The sequence below is a fragment of the Dietzia sp. NPDC055343 genome, assembly GCF_053645265.1.
Map to the genome: position 1 here is coordinate 13,675 of NZ_JBSHMJ010000009.1, position 16,256 is coordinate 29,930.

Consider the following 16,256-nt stretch of genomic DNA (forward strand, 5'->3'; position numbering starts at 1 on the left):
CCTGCACACCCGGCGCGCGACTCCACCCGGAAGGGGAGGACAGACGTGACCGATCGGGCCGTGACCGTGGCCGAGGCCGGCGAAGCCGCGGTTCTCGAGGTGCTCAGTGGTGCCCCGGTGCAGGCGGGGGACGACCCGGTGGGCAACGGCGACGACGCCGCCGTCCTGGGGCCCGCCTGGGCCACCGTGGTGACCACCGACATGCTCGTTGAGGGAACCCATTTCCGTCGGGATCTCACGGGCTGGCGGGACCTCGGCAGGCGAGCCGTGGCACAGAACGTCTCCGACGTCCTGGCGATGGGCGCCGAATGCACACGGATCCTGGTGGCCCTCGCGGTACCGGGTCGCACCACGATGCGGGAGATCTCGGATCTCGCCGACGGGATCCACTCCGAGGCGGCCCGATCCGGGGCGGTCGTGGTCGGTGGGGACCTCACGAGTGCCGACTTCGTCGTCGTCGGCGTCACCGCCATCGGCACCCTTCCGCACGGGGCCGCCCCGGTGCGGATCGACGGCGCGGCCCCCGGGGACAGCATCGGACTCACCGGACTCCCCGGGCGGTCGGCCGCGGGGCTCGCCCTCCTCCTCGCCGGACGCCCGGACGGCCCGCTGGCCCGGGCATACCGCGTGCCCCACACCCCGGTCGGCACGGGCACCGCCGCACGTGTGGTCGGGGCCTCATCCCTCACCGACGTCAGCGACGGGCTCCTGCGCGACCTGTCCGGCCTCACGCGCGCGTCGGGGGTCGCCGCGGACCTGGACCGCGCGGCACTGCCGGTCGACCCGGAACTGTTCGCCGCGGCGGAGTCGCTCGGCGCCGCCGACGCCGACGCCCGCGTCCTCGACTGGATGCTCGACGGGGGAGAGGACCACGGGCTGCTCGGGACCTTCCCGCCGGGATGTGCCGTGCCGGACGAGTTCACGATCATCGGCACGATCCGTGCCGGCGAACCCGGCGAGGTGACGATCGACGGCACCGCCCGGACGCCCGGAGGCTGGGACTCCGCGCGCGGCGCGAACTAGGGTGGGCACATGGCTGTCTATGCACTCGGAGACCTCGAACCCGACATCGCGCCCGATGCCTGGGTGCACCCCGACGCGGTGGTGATCGGGCGCGTGACGCTCGGTCCGGGCGCCTCGGTGTGGCCCACGGCGGTGTTGCGCGGTGACTACGGGCGGATCGAGGTCGGGGCGATGACCAACATCCAGGACGGCACGATCGTCCACTGCACCGAGAGCGAGCCGACCGTGTTCGGTGAGCACTGCATCGTGGGACACAACGCCCACATCGAGGGCGCGACGATCGGGAACGGCGCGCTGATCTCGTCCGGTTCGGTGGTGCTCAACGGGGCGGTGATCGGCGCCGGCGCGATCGTCGCCGCCGGGTGTCTCATCCCGCCACGCTTCGACCTGCCCGATCGACGGATGGCGATGGGCACGCCCGCGAGGATCCGGGACGGCTACGAGGTCGACCCGGCGATGCTCGAGGGCAACACGCAGAAGTACCACGAGAACGCGATGCGGTACCGTGCCGAACTCCGCCGGCTCGACTGATCCGTGAGACCGGAGATCTCGGCGCGGCCGCCGCTGGAGCACCTGCTCGATCCGGGCTGGGCGCGGGCGCTGGCCCCGGTGGAGGAGCAGATCCACCGGATGGGTGATTTCCTGCGTGCGGAGAACGCGGCGGGGCGCGGTTACCTGCCGGCGTCGGACCGGGTGCTTCGCGCGTTCACCCAACCCTTCGACGACGTGCGCGTGCTCATCGTGGGGCAGGACCCGTACCCGACCCCCGGGCATCCCGTCGGGTTGAGTTTCGCCGTCGATGGTGAGGTGCGGCCGCTGCCCCGCAGTCTGGGCAACATCTACCGTGAGTACACCGACGACCTGGGGCTGCCCGCACCGCCGCACGGCGATCTGGGGGCCTGGACGCGATCCGGGGTGTTGCTGCTCAACAGGGTGCTGACCGTGTCCCCGGGCGACGCCGGTTCCCACCGGCGCAAGGGATGGGAGGCCGTCACCCAGCGGGCCATCGAGGCGCTGGTGGAGCGTGACCGGCCGATGGTCGCGATCCTCTGGGGGCGCGACGCCCGGTCATTGACCGGGATGCTCGGCGAGATCCCCGTGATCGCCTCGGCTCACCCGTCGCCGCTCTCGGCCCGGCGGGGATTCTTCGGCTCGCGGCCGTTCACCCGCGCCAACGAGGCGCTGGCCGCACTCGGGGCGGAACCCGTGGACTGGCGCCTCCCGCTCGAGCCCTGAGCGCACACGCGACATCCGCCACTGCGACGACGGATCCGCTACCGGCGCCCGGGTAGCGAATCGTGATGGTGAGTAGCGGATCGCGGGTTCTCCGGGCCTGGCCGCGGGTGGCGGGTCGGCCGCCGTTCGTAGATCAGTCCCGGCCGAACTCCGGGGCCCGCTTGGCGACGAAGGCGTCTACACCCTCGATCCCGTCCGGCGAGGTGGCCAGACGAGAGATGGAGTCCCGCTCGGCATCGAGGTGGCCCGACAGGCTGGACTCCGCCGAGGCGCGCAGCAGGGCCTTGACCGCGGCATAGGACTCACCGGGGCCCGAGGCGAGACGCACCGCGAGCTCGCGGGCCGCCTCGCGAACGTCGCCCTCGACGAATGTAGTGAGCATGCCGAGTGCGTAGCCGCGCTCGCCGGTCATCGGCTCGTTGCCGAGGATGAAGGCGCGCGCCGCGTTCTGCCCGATCGCGCGGGGCAGGTTCCACGACATCCCGCCGTCCGGGGACAGGCCGATCCCCGGATAGGCGGCCAACAGACGCGTGTCGGGACCGGCCACCGAGAAATCGGCCGCGAGGGCCAGGGAGAGTCCGGCGCCGGCGGCCCAGCCGGCCACGGCCGCCACCACGGGGACGGACACCTCGTCGAGCTGCCGGATCACAGCGTGCAGCCGGTCCGCGAGCTCGCGGACGTGCGCGGAACGATCGTCGGCGGAGGCGAATCCGGCCACATTGCCGCCGGCGCAGAAGTTCTTGCCTAGGCCGATCAGGAGCACCACGCGGGCCTCGAGGTCGCCGGCGAGGAGGGCGGCCAGGGCGGTGCCCATCTGGTCGACCGCGTCGGAGTCGAGCGCATTGCCCTTGCCGTCCAGCGAGATGGGCAGCGTCAGAACCCCCTCCTCGAGAGTGGCGAGGGGTGTCGCTGAGAGGTCAAAGGTCATCCTGGTGCTCCCTGTGGTGTCCACCGTCTCGGCCTGTTCGACGGCTGTCGACAGGTGAGGGTACTAGGCTTGTCCGCGCCACCCGTGCACATCCGGGTGGTAGGGGTGCCAGGGGCGACGAGGAGGGGCGATGACGCAGGAGAGCACGCGCGTCGAGGACCGTCCCAAGACGCTCGACGCGCAGGGGGTGCTCACGTGGGCCCGGCGCTGCGTCGAGCAGCTTGCCGAGCATCGCGAGGAGATCAATGCCCTCAACGTCTTCCCCGTGCCGGACTCCGATACCGGGACCAACCTCCTCTACACGATGAGAGCCGCTCTGGACCGGGCGGAGGGCGAGGACGCATGGATCGCCGAGGGCGGCGGCACCGCCGGCGCCCGGGAGGTCGCGGTCGCGCTGGGCCGGGGGGCGGTTCACGGCGCGCGGGGCAACTCCGGGGTGATCCTGTCCCAGGTCCTGCGCGCGGTCGGTGAGGCCGCGACGTTCACCGTCGTCGATGCGGCCACCTACCGGCGCGCCCTGCGTACCGCCGTGACTCTCGTCGACAACGCGCTGAGCGACCCGGTCGAGGGAACCATCGTCACCGTCCTGCGCGAGGCCGCCGCCGGTGCCGGCCGCTCCACCGCCACGTCGCTCGTCGAGGTCGCCCGCGCCGCGGCGGACTCCGCGGCGGACGCCCTGTCGCGGACGACCTCCCAGTTGTCGGTTCTGCGCAATGCCGGGGTCGTGGACGCCGGCGGCCGGGGACTGCTGATCCTGCTGGACACCATGGTCGGTGTTCTGACCGGAGAGACCCCCGACCGGCCTGACTACGGCGTCCCATCAGATCCGGGCGAGTGCGCAGCCGGGGCCGGCGCAGAGAATTCTGACAGGGGCGATGCGGGCGGGCCTGCTGGGCAGGCATCGGCGCAGACGCGCTACGAGGTCATGTACTCACTGACGCACTCCGACGATGCCCGTGCCGATGAGCTCAGGTCGGCTCTCCGGACGCTCGGTGACAGCGTCGTGGTGGTGGGCGACGGAGGTGCGGGCGACCATGCCCGCTGGGCGGTTCACGTGCACACGGACGACATCGGCCCGGCGATCGAGTCCGCACTGTCCCTGGGCCGGGTCGTGGAGATCAGGGTGACCGACATGCTTGACCCCCTGGGCCAGGGCCGTGCCACCGACGACGCCGCGGGCACGGGGGCCTCGCCGGCTGCGGCGCGGCCCACCGGCACCCCGACCCGGACTGTCGCCGCGGTCGTACGGCCAGGCTCGCTGGCGGAGTTGTTCACCGACGCCGGGGCGGCGGCAATCGACCCCGGCGACAGTGGTGAGGGAGTGATCGACGCGGTTCTGGCACTGGAGGCCGACGAGTGCGTGGTCCTGCCCAACGGCGAGCTGTCCCGAGCGCAGATCGGCTCCCTCGATGAGGCGCTGCGCGACATGGGCCGGCACGCACTGATCCTCCCGACCGCCTCGGTGGTCCAGGGGCTCGCGGCGTTGGCGGTTCACGACGCGTCCTCGACCCTCTCGCTGGACGGTTTCGGTATGGCCGACGCGGCGGCGGCGACCCGCCACGCGCACCTGGTCAGGGCCGAGCAGGATGCGCTGACCCTGGTGGGGCGGTGTGCGGCCGGGGATCTGCTGGGCGTGATCGGCCACGACGTGGCGCTGATCGACAGCGATCCGGTCGGGACGGTGTGCTCCATCGTCGACCGGATGCTCACGGCAGGGGGCGAGCTGGTCACCCTCCTGCTGGGTGATGAGTACGACGAGCCCTCGACCGAGAACGTCCTGACGCGGCTGCGAACCGACCATCCGGATGTCGAGGTGGTGGCCTACAGCGCGGGCCCCGGCAGGATCTTGGCGCGTGTCGGGGTCGAATGACGACCTTCGCCACCACTGAGACCCCGCTCGCCGAGATCCTCGACGCCGACCTCGCCCGGCGGATCGGCACGGCGTTCGGGCACCGCACGGTCGGGGACCTGCTCCACACCCTTCCCCGGCGGTTCCGCCGGCAGGGGCAGCGCGTCGACAGGAAATCCCTCGTCGAGGGCGAGCGCGTAACCGTGATCGGCACGGTAGAGCGACTGTCGTCCTCGACCTACACGTCCAAGAAGGGGTCCAAGCAGCGTCAGCGGGTGACCCTCGTGGTCACCGACGGGGGCATCGAGTTTGAGGTGGTCTTCTTCGCCGGGTGGGGAATCAAGAACATCCTCCCGGTCGGCACCGAGGCGATGTTCGACGGCACTCTCTCCACATTCCGCGGCAAACTGAACCTCAAGCACCCCGAGTTCCTCATCCTCGCCACCGCCGCGGGCGGGTCCGGTGAGCTCAAGGGCTCGGGCAACCTGGCCGCTCTGGCCGAGCTGTCGGCGAAGGTGCAGGCCGAGGGGGGTGAGAGCCTGTTCGGCCGCAGGTTCCTTCCGGTCTACGCGTCCAGGGAGGGGGTGACCTCCTGGGAGGTGTTCGGCGCCGTGGTCACGGCTCTACGGGCGTTGATCCCGGTGGTCGACCCACTCGATCAGTCGGTGATCGACGCCGTGAATCTCATGAACCTGGACGACGCACTGCACAAGGCCCACATGCCGTCGAGCCAGGAGGAGATGGACGCCGCTGGGTACCGCCTGCGCTTCGACGAGGCGCTGGCGCTCCAGTTGTTGCTCGGCGCCCGGCGGCGCTTCTTCTCCCGTGATCCGGCCCCGCCCAGCCCGGTCCGCGCGGACGGGCTCCGGGCCGCGATGTGGTCCCGGCTGCCGTTCGCGCTCACCGCGGGGCAGCAGTCGGTGCTGGAGGACATCTCGGTGGACCTGACCCGCGACCAGCCGATGAACAGGCTGCTGCAGGGTGAGGTCGGCTCGGGTAAGACCGTGGTGGCGCTGCTCGCGATGTTGCAGGTCCTCGATGCGGGCCGCCAGTGCGTGATGCTGGCGCCCACGGAGGTACTGGCCGTACAACATCACCGATCCCTGACCGCGATGCTCGGCGACCTCGGGGAGGGCGGTCGGCTCGGTGCGGCGGACGGCGCCACCCGGGTGGTACTGCTGACCGGGTCGATGTCGACCACCGCGCGGCGGCAGGCGTTGTTGGACATCGTGACGGGTGAGGCCGGGATCATCGTCGGAACGCATGCGTTGATCCAGGATTCGGTCGACTTCTTCGATCTGGGGCTGGTCGTGGTGGACGAGCAGCACCGATTCGGCGTCCGGCAGCGGGACCGACTTCGAACCAAGGGGCGGGACGGCATGGTGCCGCACCTGTTGGTGATGACGGCCACGCCGATCCCGCGCACCATCGCGATGACGGTGTTCGGGGACCTCGAGGTGTCGGAACTGGGGGAGCTGCCGGGCGGCCGCCGCCCCATCTCCACGTCGGTGGTGCCGGCGCGGGAGAAGCCCCGGTGGTTGGAGCGGACGTGGGAGAGGGTCCGCGAGGAGGTGGCCGCCGGACATCGCGCCTATGTGGTGTGTGCACGGATCGACGGCGACGACGACAAGCCCGACGCCAAGGACGACGGGAGCATCCCGTTGACCGCGGCCGTGGACCTGCACCACAGCCTGTCGACCGGGCCGCTCGCCGGCCTGCGGGTCGGTCTCATGCACGGCCGACTGTCGCCGGAGGAGAAGGACACGGCGATGACGGCGTTCGCCGCCGGCCGGCTCGACGTACTCGTGTCCACGACGGTGATCGAGGTCGGCGTGGACGTCCCCGAGGCCACGGTCATCGTGGTCATGGACGCCGAACGCTTCGGCGTGAGCCAGCTGCACCAGCTCCGCGGCCGGGTGGGCCGGGGTGGCCTGTCAGGGCTGTGCCTCCTGGTCACCAACTCGCGATTCGACAGCCGGGCGATGGACAGGCTCAACGCCGTGGCCTCGACCACCGACGGGTTCGTGTTGGCCCAGCTCGATCTCACCCAACGCCGGGAGGGCGACGTACTCGGCGATGCGCAGTCGGGTGCCCTGTCGGCGCTGCGGATCCTCTCGGTGGTCGAGGACGGTGCGGTCATCGGGATCGCCCGCCAGTACGCCGAGCAGATCCTGGATTCCGACCCGGGCCTGCACGCGCATCCGGCGCTCGCCGAGAGGGTCTTCCGGCTGGTCGGGTCCGAGGAGTCCGCCTATCTGGAGCGATACTGAGCACACCCCCCGCGGTATTCGCCTGACCCGCCAGCACATGACCCGCCACCCGAACGAGCAGGACTGACATGACCCGCATCATCTCCGGCCGACTCCGAGCACTCTCGATCGTCGTCCCGCCGGCCGGCACCCGGCCCACCACCGATCGGGTCCGCGAGGCGTTGTTCAGCGCGATCGACAGTCGGGTCGACCTCGCCGGGGCGTCGGTGCTCGACCTGTTCGCCGGCTCCGGCGCGCTCGGACTCGAAGCACTCTCCCGTGGCGCCGACGCGGGATGGTTCGTCGAGGAGAACCCCCGTGCCGTCGCCTGCCTCAAGAAGAACGTCGCCGGGGCGTCGGCGTTGTCGTCGTCGTCCATCACGGCGACCATCAGACGTGCATCCCTTCCCGGCGCCCTCCGTGGCCCGTGCCCCGTCCCCGGAGGGTTCGACCTGGTCCTCGCGGACCCGCCGTACGAGCGCTCCGGCGTGCTCGACGAGCCGATCCTCCTCGCGCTGCGGGACGGCGGTTGGCTCGCCCCCGACGCACTGGTGGTGTGGGAGCGGTCCAGGCGCGACCCGGCGGTGCGGTGGCCCGAGGGGTACGCGCGAGAGTTCGAGCGCACCTACGGTGAGACCGCCGTCGAGATGGCGCGACCGGTTGATACGGTCAGGCGATGACCACAGTCGTGTGCCCAGGCTCGTTCGATCCGGTGACCCTCGGGCACCTCGACATCATCCGCCGCGCCGCGGCGCTGTTCGACGACGTGATCGTGTGCGTGGTGGCCAACCCCAACAAGCAGGGCACCTTCACCATCTCCGAGCGCAAGGCGCTCATCGAGGAGGTCTGCGCCGACATCCCCGGTGTGCGGGTCGACAGCTTCTACGGCCTGCTCGTGGACTACTGCCGCGACCAGGGCGCCACCGCCGTGATCAAGGGGCTGCGGGACTCCACGGACTACGACTACGAGCTGCCGATGGCGCACATGAACCGGTCGATCGCCGAGATCGACACCGTCTTCCTGCCCACCCGCGCTGACCTGTCGTTCGTCTCGTCCTCGCTGTGTCGGGAGGTCACCCGACTCGGTGGCGACGTGTCCCACCTGCTGCCAGGGCCCGTCGCTACGGCGCTCAGGGAGCGTCTGGTCTGAACGCCGGAGAGTAGGACACACCGCCGCCGCACCGGCCACGGCGCGTGTGTTGCGGGCACACTGGTGTGGCAAGAGTGACGAACCGGTGAAGGGACGAGCGTGTACCGAGTGTTCCAGGCCCTCGACGAGCTGAACGCGATGATCGAGGACGCCCGCAGTCTGCCCATGACCGCGAACTGTGTGGTCCCGCGGCACGAGTCCCTGTTGTTGCTCGACGACATCCGCGATTCCTTCCCCGGCGAACTCGACGATGCGCAGGACGTTCTGGACCAGCGCGATCGCGTGCTGGCGGAGGCCGATGACACGGCGCACCAGACCGTCGCGGCGGCGGATGCCGAAGCGGACCGGACCCTACGGAACGCGCGCGAGGACGCCGACGCGATGCTCGCCGACGCCAAGGCCCGCGCCGACCGCATGGTCGCCGAGGCCACCACGCACGCCGACGAACTGGTGGGCGACGCCCGCGCCGAGGCGGGCGAGCTGCTCGAGCGATCGCGCCGCGACGCCGAGTCCACCACCGTTCGCGCCCGCGCCGAGGCCGAGCGCCTCACCGAACAGGCCAACATCCTCTACGACCGCACCATCACCGAGGCGCGGCAGGAGCAGCAGCGCATGCTGTCCGAGTCCGAGGTCGTCCGCATCGCCGACGAGGAGGCCTCACGGGTGCGCGACGCCGCACATGCGGAGAGCGATCGCCGTCGCGAGGAGTGCGACGCCTACATCGACGACAAGATGGCGCGGTTCGAGGAGTTCCTCGGAACCACCATCCGTACCGTCGCCCGCGGCCGCGAGGAGCTCCACGGCGTAGCCCCGTCGGGCCGCCGTGAGCCGGGCGGGCGTCGCGCCGGGCGTGACGATGCGCGCCACGGCGACGGGTACGGAGACTACTGACTCGAGGCGGGTAGTCTGCTGGTCGTGTCCACCACCTCCAGGTCCCATCGTTCCGCGCCCGGCCCCCTCGTCCTCGATACGCGCAGTATCAGCAGGACACCCGGCGCGATGACGCCGATCCAGCGTGTCACCGTGGCGCCGTCCACGATCGGGGTCGAGATGATCGCAATCCCCGAGGGGGCCGAACTCGATCTCGACCTGATGCTGACATTCGTCGACGAGGGCGTCCTCGTCACCGGTTCGGTCAGCGGACAGGCGACGATCGAATGCGCGCGGTGCCTCGGCGAATTCCACGCCGAGGTCGCGGTGGACCTCACCGAGATGTACGCGCTGGAGAACAAGGCCGCGGCCGAAGGCGCCGAGCAGGACGAGGTTCGGCTGCTCGATGGTGATCTGCTGGACCTGGAGCCGGCGCTGGTCGACGCGTTCGGTCTGGAGTTCCCGCTGTCGCCGACGTGCACGGACTACGGTCACGCCGAGTGCATCAACGCCGACACCCCGCGCCCCGACGGGGTCTCCGGGGAGACCGAGGGGCGGATCGACCCCCGCTGGGCGGGGCTGGCCGAGAAGTTCGGCACCACCGGCACGGACGAGGGCCGCGCGTGACGGATCGGCCCGGCTCACTGGGTACGGCCCTGGGTGTCGAGCTTCCCGCCGAACTGGCCACCCAGGCGGTCACTCACCGCTCGTTCGCGTACGAGAACGGGGGAGTGCCCCACAACGAGCGGCTCGAGTTCCTCGGTGACGCGGTCCTCGAGTTGGTCGTGACGGAGTACCTCTACAGCGCCTACCCGGATCGTCCGGAGGGAGACCTGGCCAAGATCCGGGCGAGCCTGGTCAACACCTACGTGCTGGCCGACATCGCTCGCGAACTCGGTCCCGGCGGGTTGGGCGCGCACCTGCGACTCGGCCGCGGCGAGGAGCTCACGGGAGGCCGGGACAAGCATTCGATCCTCGCCGACACGTTGGAGGCGGTGTTCGGGGCGGTGTATCTCACGCACGGTCTCGAGCCGGCGCGGGCACTGATCGAGCGGATCATCGGCGAACGGTTGCAGGTCGTACCCACGCTGGGCGCCGCCCTCGACTGGAAGACCAGCCTGCAGGAGAAGTGCGCGTCATCGGGCCGCCCCAAGGCCCACTACGACATCACCTCGACCGGCCCGGATCACGACAAGACCTTCACCGCGGTGGTGTTCGTGGGGCAGGAGCGACTGGGGCAGGGCCTCGGGCGCACGAAAAAGGAAGCCGAGCAGAAGGCCGCCGAGCAGGCCTGGGCCGTTCTGGACGGGAAGTCGGGCTGACGAGATGCCCGAGTTGCCCGAGGTGGAAGTCGTCCGGCGCGGTCTCGAGGACCATGTCGTGGGCCGGCGGATGGTCGGCGTCGACGTGACCGGCGTCCGCACCGCGCGCCGCCAGCCCGGCGGGGGCGCGGAGATCGAGGACCGACTGACCGGTCGGACGGTCACCGGGGCCCGGCGGCGCGGCAAGTACCTGTGGTTGACCCTCGATGACGACGACGCCGTCGGTGCCGACTGTCTGCTGGTTCATCTGGGGATGAGCGGACAGATGCTGGTGACGGATGAGGGCGTGGCGCCCGTGCGACACATGCACGCCCGGGCGTTCCTCGACGACGGCCGGGAGCTGCGTTTCGTCGACCAGCGCACCTTCGGTGGATGGACGGTCGGGCCGTTGACCGACGCTCTCGACGGCACCGGCGTGCTCCTGCCGGCGCCGGCGGCCCACATCGCCGCGGACCCGTTCGAGGAGGGGTTCGACCCCCTCGCCACCGCCCGGTCGATCCGGCGTCGGGACACCGAGATCAAGCGGCTCCTGCTGGACCAGACCGTCGTATCCGGGATCGGCAACATCTACGCCGACGAAGCGCTGTGGCGATCCGGGATCCACGGTCGCCGCCGCACCGGCGCACTCACGCTCCGTTCGGTCACCCAGACCCTGGAGCACGCCCGGGACGTGATGTCCGATGCCCTGGTCGCGGGCGGCACCTCCTTCGACGCGCTGTACGTCAACGTCAACGGCGCCTCCGGGTACTTCGACCGCTCCCTGGACGCCTACGGTCGCACCGGCCTGCCGTGTGCCCGCTGCGGCACCGCGGTGGTGCGGGAGGATTTCATGAACCGCGGCTCGCACTTCTGTCCCGTCTGCCAGCCCGCGCCGCGCCGGAGTGCGGTCGCACGGCGGGTGACAACACGCCGAGCCGGGAGCCGAAGCGGACCGATCGTACGATGAATGTCATGTCCGAGAGCACTCCGCAGAGTCCCGCCCCCCAGACCGCGCCCACCAGCACCGAGCTTCGGGTGGAGCGGACCGGCACGCGCCGATACGTGGGTCTGTCGTCGCGCGGCGCACGGGTCGAGATCGGCTCGGCGGACGTGGAGGGGGTGTTCACCCCGGGCGAACTGCTCAAGATCGCGCTCGGCGCCTGCACCGCGATGGCCTCGGACTTCACCGTGTCCCGTCGGCTGGGTGAGGATTACGACGCGACCGTTCACATCTCCGGCGATGCCGATCGTGAGAGCGAGCGTTACCCGCGGCTCGAGGAGCTCTACGAGCTCGACATGTCCGAGATCAACGCGGCCACGGCCGAGCGGCTGGTCGCCATGATCCGTCGCTCCGTCGACAAAGCCTGCACGGTAGGCCGAACCCTGCAGACGGGGACCGAGATCGCGCTGGAGATCGAGACCGGGATCGATCCGCGGTGAGTGAGCAGGCAACCGGTCACGTGCGGTTGGTCGCGTGGGTGCACGGCCGGGTCCAGGGCGTGGGGTTCCGCTGGTGGACACGCAGTCGTGCCCTCGAGCTCGGACTCGCCGGGTACGCCACCAACAAGTCGGACGGCCGCGTGCACGTGGTGGCGGAGGGGCCCGAGCAATCCTGCCTGGAGTTGCTCGACAAGCTTCGGGGAGACGGCACGCCGGGGACCGTCGAGCTCGTCGTGGACTCGTGGGAGGCGGCGCGGGGCGGGCTCACGGGATTCGTCGAGCGCTGACCTAGGATCAGCTCCCGTGTACCTCAAGTCGCTGACGCTCAAGGGCTTCAAGTCCTTTGCGGCGCCCACGACCCTGAGGTTCGAACCCGGCATCTGCTGCGTGGTGGGCCCGAACGGCTCCGGTAAGTCCAACGTCGTGGATGCGCTCACCTGGGTCATGGGCGAACACAGTGCCAAGACACTGCGTGGCGGCAAGATGCAGGACGTCATCTTCGCCGGCACCTCGGGCAAGCAGCCCCTCGGTCGCGCCGAGGTCACACTCACCCTGGACAATTCGGACGGCGCGCTGCCGATCGACTACGCGGAGGTCTCACTCACTCGCCGCATGTTCCGCGACGGCGCCGCCGAGTACGAGATCAACGGCGACCGCGCCCGCCTCATGGACGTGCAGGAGCTGCTCTCGGATTCCGGTATCGGCCGCGAGATGCACGTGATCGTGGGGCAGGGGAAGCTCTCCGAGATCCTCGAGTCCAAGCCGGAGGAGCGCAGGGCGTTCATCGAGGAGGCCGCGGGCATCCTCAAGCACCGTCGCCGCAAGGAGAAGGCCCAGCGCAAGCTCGCCGGGATGCAGGGGAACCTGGACCGCCTCAGCGACCTGACCACCGAACTGCGCCGTCAGCTCAAGCCGCTGGGCCGCCAGGCCGAAGTGGCCAGGCGGGCACAGACCATCCAGGCCGACCTGCGCGACGCGACCTTCCGACTGGCCGCCGACGATCTCGTCACGCGTCGCCGCGAACTCGCGGACGCCGAAAGCGTGCGCGGCCGCCTGGAGGAGCGCGTCGCCGAGGCTGTCGATCGTCGCGACGGACTCGCCCGTGAGGTCGCGGCGACCCAGTCCGAGCTGGACCGGCTCACCCCGGATGCGGAGGCGGCACAGCAGCGCTGGTTCGCCCTGTCGACGCTCGCCGAGCGTGCCCGGGCCACCGCCCGCATCGCCTCCGACCGGGCCCGCTCGCTCGCCGCCGAGGTGGCCGTTCATCACGGCACGGATCCGGACGAGCTCGACCGCCAGGCGGACCGCGCCGAGGCCCACGAGAAGGAGCTCGCCGAGGACGTCGAACGGGCGGCCGAACGCGCACGTCACGCCACGGACGCTCTGTCCGCGGCCGAGTCGGCGTCGGCCGCACTGGAAGCCGAGCACCTCAAGGCGGTCAGGGCGATCGCCGATCGTCGTGAAGGCGTGGCACGACTGGCGGGCAAGGTCGAGACCCTGGCGGCGCGGGTGGAGTCCACCGAGGCGGAGATCGCGCGGGTGGACGCCGAGACGGTGGCCGCCCGCGAAGCGGTGGCCGATACGGAGGCCGAGTTCGACACCGTCCACGCGCGCGTCGGCGTCCACGGTGAGGGTGAACAGACCCTCGACGAGCACCTCGGCCGCGCCGAGCGGGCCCACCTGTCCGCGCGCGCCCGGCTCGCGGAGCTACGGGGGATCGAGCGCGAGGCGGACCAGAGGATCGCCCGGCTGGCGGCCCGCATCGAGACTCTCGAGCAGAACAAGGGCGCCGGCGACGGCGCCGAGTGGGTGGTGCGCCGCCTGGGCACCGACGCGGTCGCCGGGACGGTGGGCGAGATGCTCGGCGTCCGCGACGGATGGGAGCGCGCGATCGGTGTGGCTCTGGGCCCGGCCGGCGACGCCGTGGTGGTGGATCAGACCGTTGACCGTAGCGAAGTCCTGGCAGCGTTGCGCGACGCGGACGCCGGTCGGGCAGGTCTGCTCGGACGGGGCGCGCCGGGAGGCGATTACCGCCTCGAGGTGGAGCTGGTCGACGGGGCGCGCTGGGCGCTGGACGTGGTGGACGTCCCCGACGGCCTGACCGCGTCCGTCACGGCTCTGCTGGTCGACGTCGTGCTCGTCGATGACCTGGCCGTCGCCTCCGCGCAGGTCGACGCCGACCGGCGCGTCCGGGCCGTCACCCGGGCCGGCGAACTCGCGGGATCCGGATGGGCGGTGGGTGGTTCCGCGTCGGGGCGGACCGGACTCGAGATCCAGTCGGCGATCGATGCGGCGGTCGCCGAGCGGGACACCGTCCGCGCGGAGATCGAGACCGCTCGCGCCGAGCTCGCCGGAGCCGAGGCAGAGGATGCGGACCGCGCCGACCGGTTCGCGGAGACGATGGCCGCGATCACCGAATCCGACGCGGCGATCGAGGAGATCTACGCGGAACTCGCCCGGATCGGACAGCGACGCCGCCGCGCAGAAGCCGAAGTCCGGCGCCTGGAGCAGACGCGGCGGATCGCCGTCGACAAACTCGACGCCGCCCGCGCGGAGCACACCGAACTCACCGATCGACTCGCGCGGGCGGGGGAGGACCACGACGAGGACCAGATGCCCGCCGATGACGGTCGACTCGCCGCGCAGGCGGCGGTCTCCACCGCGCGGGCTGCGGAGATCGAGGCCCGGCTCGCGCATCGGTCGGCCGAGGAGCGAGCCACCGGCGTGCGCGGCAAATCGGCTTCACTGCGCCGTGCCGCCCAGGCCGAGCGGGAATCGCGCGCCCGGGCCGCCCGCGCCGCGGCAGCCAGACGCAGGGGCGCGGAGGTCGCCGGGGTCGTCGACGAACTCAGCGAGCGACTGCTGGCCAGACTCGACGAGGTCATCAGCACCGCCGGAGCGGAACGCGACCGGCTGGCGGCCGCCCGTACGGCGGCGACCACGGGACTGTCGACGCTCCGCAGCGAGCTGGCCGCGGCCGAATCCGAGGTCGGTCGGCTGGGGGACGCCGCACACCGGGACGAGGTCGTCCGGGCGCAACTCGAGGTCAAGGTCTCGGAACTGGAGTCATCGGTACTGGAGCGCCACGGCATCGAACCCGAGGCGCTGGTGACCGACTACGGGCCGGATATCGAACTGCCCCCGTCGGCCCTGGAGATGGAGGAGTACGAGGCGGCCCGCGAGCGGGGCGAGGACGTGACCCCACCGCCCCCGATGCCGTTCGTCCGTGCCGAGCAGGAACGCCGACTCAAGCGCGCGGAGAAGGATCTGGCCACGCTGGGTAAGGTCAACCCGCTGGCGTTGGAGGAATTCGCGGCCCTGGAGGAGCGGTACGCGTTCCTGTCCACCCAGCTCGACGACGTCAAGAAGGCCCGCTCGGACCTCGAGGGTGTGATCGACGACGTCGACGAGCGCATCGAGCAGATCTTCACCGAGGCGTGGATCGATGTCGAGCGGGAGTTCCGTGACGTGTTCTCGGTGCTGTTCCCCGGCGGCGAGGGCCGCCTGATCCTGACCGAGCCCGAGGACATGCTGGCCACGGGCATCGAGGTCGAGGCCCGGCCGCCGGGCAAGAAGATCAAGCGACTGTCTCTGCTGTCCGGTGGCGAGAAGTCGCTCACCGCGGTGGCGATGCTCGTGGCGATCTTCAGGGCGCGCCCGAGTCCGTTCTACGTGATGGACGAGGTCGAGGCCGCGCTCGACGACACCAACCTACGGCGTCTGATCGGGCTGTTCGAGCAGCTCCGCGAGACCAGCCAGCTCATCGTGATCACCCACCAGAAGCCCACCATGGACGTCGCCGACGTCCTCTACGGCGTGTCCATGCAGGGCGACGGCATCTCCAAGGTCATCTCGCAGCGGATGCGCTGAACCACTGGCAGGCTGGTGTCATGACTGATCACGAGTTCTACATGGACGCCGCACTGGCGCGGGCCGCGCGGATTCTCTGTCAGGTCTCCACCAAGGTGGTCGCACTGCGGTCGGGGATCGATCCACAGCTTCTCAAGGACTACGAACGCGGGGTCGTCGACCTCAGCGATGCCGAGGTCCAGGCGCTCACCGACGCGCTGTCGCACTTCGGGGCCCGCTTCATCGCCGAGGACGACGGCGGGGGCGTGGGGGTGCGGCGGAAGTTCACGAGGACCAAGGTCCGGATGATCGAGCGCTGGGAGGGCGAGGGCGGCCCCGTCGGAGAGGACGACGTATAGCC

Annotated in this window: 16 protein-coding genes; 15 read left to right on the forward strand and 1 reads right to left on the reverse strand. The window is 70.9% G+C overall.

The annotated features are described in order from the left end of the window. The first annotated feature begins 45 nt into the window (after nt 1-45). Genes thiL through ACWIE7_RS06315 form a run of 3 tightly spaced genes read left to right on the forward strand, consistent with a single transcriptional unit; the run spans nt 46 to nt 2,259 of the window. Nucleotides 46-1,023 (forward strand): thiamine-phosphate kinase, encoded by a 978-nt coding sequence (thiL, locus tag ACWIE7_RS06305; RefSeq protein WP_452100983.1) that lies wholly within the window; start codon nt 46-48, stop codon nt 1,021-1,023. A gap of 9 nt (nt 1,024-1,032) precedes the next feature. Beyond that, nucleotides 1,033-1,554, forward strand: coding sequence for a gamma carbonic anhydrase family protein (locus ACWIE7_RS06310; RefSeq protein ID WP_452100984.1), 522 nt, complete (start codon nt 1,033-1,035; stop codon nt 1,552-1,554). 3 nt (nt 1,555-1,557) lie between these two features. Next, on the forward strand, nt 1,558-2,259 hold the full coding sequence (locus tag ACWIE7_RS06315) for a uracil-DNA glycosylase (protein ID WP_452100985.1): 702 nt from the start codon (nt 1,558-1,560) through the stop codon (nt 2,257-2,259). A gap of 133 nt (nt 2,260-2,392) precedes the next feature. On the opposite strand, the gene ACWIE7_RS06320 is transcribed toward ACWIE7_RS06315, so the two are convergent. After that, nucleotides 2,393-3,187, reverse strand: a complete 795-nt coding sequence (locus ACWIE7_RS06320) for an enoyl-CoA hydratase/isomerase family protein (protein ID WP_452100986.1) — start codon at nt 3,185-3,187, stop codon at nt 2,393-2,395. 130 nt (nt 3,188-3,317) lie between these two features. Between ACWIE7_RS06320 and ACWIE7_RS06325 the strand changes: the two genes are divergently transcribed. The 12 genes from ACWIE7_RS06325 (at nt 3,318) to ACWIE7_RS06380 (ending at nt 16,254) form a co-directional block, all read left to right on the forward strand. Then, nucleotides 3,318-5,057, forward strand: coding sequence for a DAK2 domain-containing protein (locus ACWIE7_RS06325; RefSeq protein WP_452100987.1), 1,740 nt, complete (start codon nt 3,318-3,320; stop codon nt 5,055-5,057). Continuing rightward, complete coding sequence (recG, locus tag ACWIE7_RS06330) at nt 5,054-7,306, forward strand: ATP-dependent DNA helicase RecG (protein WP_452100988.1); 2,253 nt, start codon at nt 5,054-5,056, stop codon at nt 7,304-7,306. The genes ACWIE7_RS06325 and recG overlap by 4 nt, the downstream gene beginning before the upstream one ends. A 68-nt stretch (nt 7,307-7,374) precedes the next feature. After that, nucleotides 7,375-7,965, forward strand: coding sequence for a 16S rRNA (guanine(966)-N(2))-methyltransferase RsmD (gene rsmD, locus ACWIE7_RS06335; protein WP_452100989.1), 591 nt, complete (start codon nt 7,375-7,377; stop codon nt 7,963-7,965). Further along, nucleotides 7,962-8,435 (forward strand): pantetheine-phosphate adenylyltransferase, encoded by a 474-nt coding sequence (coaD, locus tag ACWIE7_RS06340; RefSeq protein ID WP_452100990.1) that lies wholly within the window; start codon nt 7,962-7,964, stop codon nt 8,433-8,435. The genes rsmD and coaD overlap by 4 nt, the downstream gene beginning before the upstream one ends. Nucleotides 8,436-8,534: 99 nt before the next feature. Next, complete coding sequence (locus ACWIE7_RS06345) at nt 8,535-9,326, forward strand: DivIVA domain-containing protein (protein WP_452100991.1); 792 nt, start codon at nt 8,535-8,537, stop codon at nt 9,324-9,326. A gap of 24 nt (nt 9,327-9,350) precedes the next feature. After that, a complete protein-coding gene (locus tag ACWIE7_RS06350) occupies nt 9,351-9,932 on the forward strand; it encodes a YceD family protein (RefSeq protein WP_452100992.1) in 582 nt (193 codons plus the stop codon). Then, entirely contained in the window at nt 9,929-10,627 is a 699-nt protein-coding gene (rnc, locus tag ACWIE7_RS06355) for a ribonuclease III (RefSeq protein WP_452100993.1), read from the forward strand. Before ACWIE7_RS06350 ends, rnc begins: the two co-directional genes overlap by 4 nt. Before the next feature lie 4 nt (nt 10,628-10,631). Continuing rightward, nucleotides 10,632-11,573, forward strand: a complete 942-nt coding sequence (gene mutM, locus ACWIE7_RS06360; protein WP_454068826.1) for a bifunctional DNA-formamidopyrimidine glycosylase/DNA-(apurinic or apyrimidinic site) lyase — start codon at nt 10,632-10,634, stop codon at nt 11,571-11,573. Between the two features lie 5 nt (nt 11,574-11,578). Continuing rightward, a complete protein-coding gene (locus tag ACWIE7_RS06365) occupies nt 11,579-12,046 on the forward strand; it encodes an OsmC family protein (RefSeq protein WP_452100995.1) in 468 nt (155 codons plus the stop codon). Beyond that, complete coding sequence (locus ACWIE7_RS06370) at nt 12,043-12,333, forward strand: acylphosphatase (protein WP_452100996.1); 291 nt, start codon at nt 12,043-12,045, stop codon at nt 12,331-12,333. Before ACWIE7_RS06365 ends, ACWIE7_RS06370 begins: the two co-directional genes overlap by 4 nt. Before the next feature lie 16 nt (nt 12,334-12,349). Further along, entirely contained in the window at nt 12,350-15,916 is a 3,567-nt protein-coding gene (gene smc / locus ACWIE7_RS06375) for a chromosome segregation protein SMC (RefSeq protein ID WP_454058322.1), read from the forward strand. A gap of 20 nt (nt 15,917-15,936) precedes the next feature. Then, complete coding sequence (locus ACWIE7_RS06380) at nt 15,937-16,254, forward strand: helix-turn-helix domain-containing protein (protein ID WP_230928750.1); 318 nt, start codon at nt 15,937-15,939, stop codon at nt 16,252-16,254. Nucleotides 16,255-16,256: the final 2 nt, after the last annotated feature.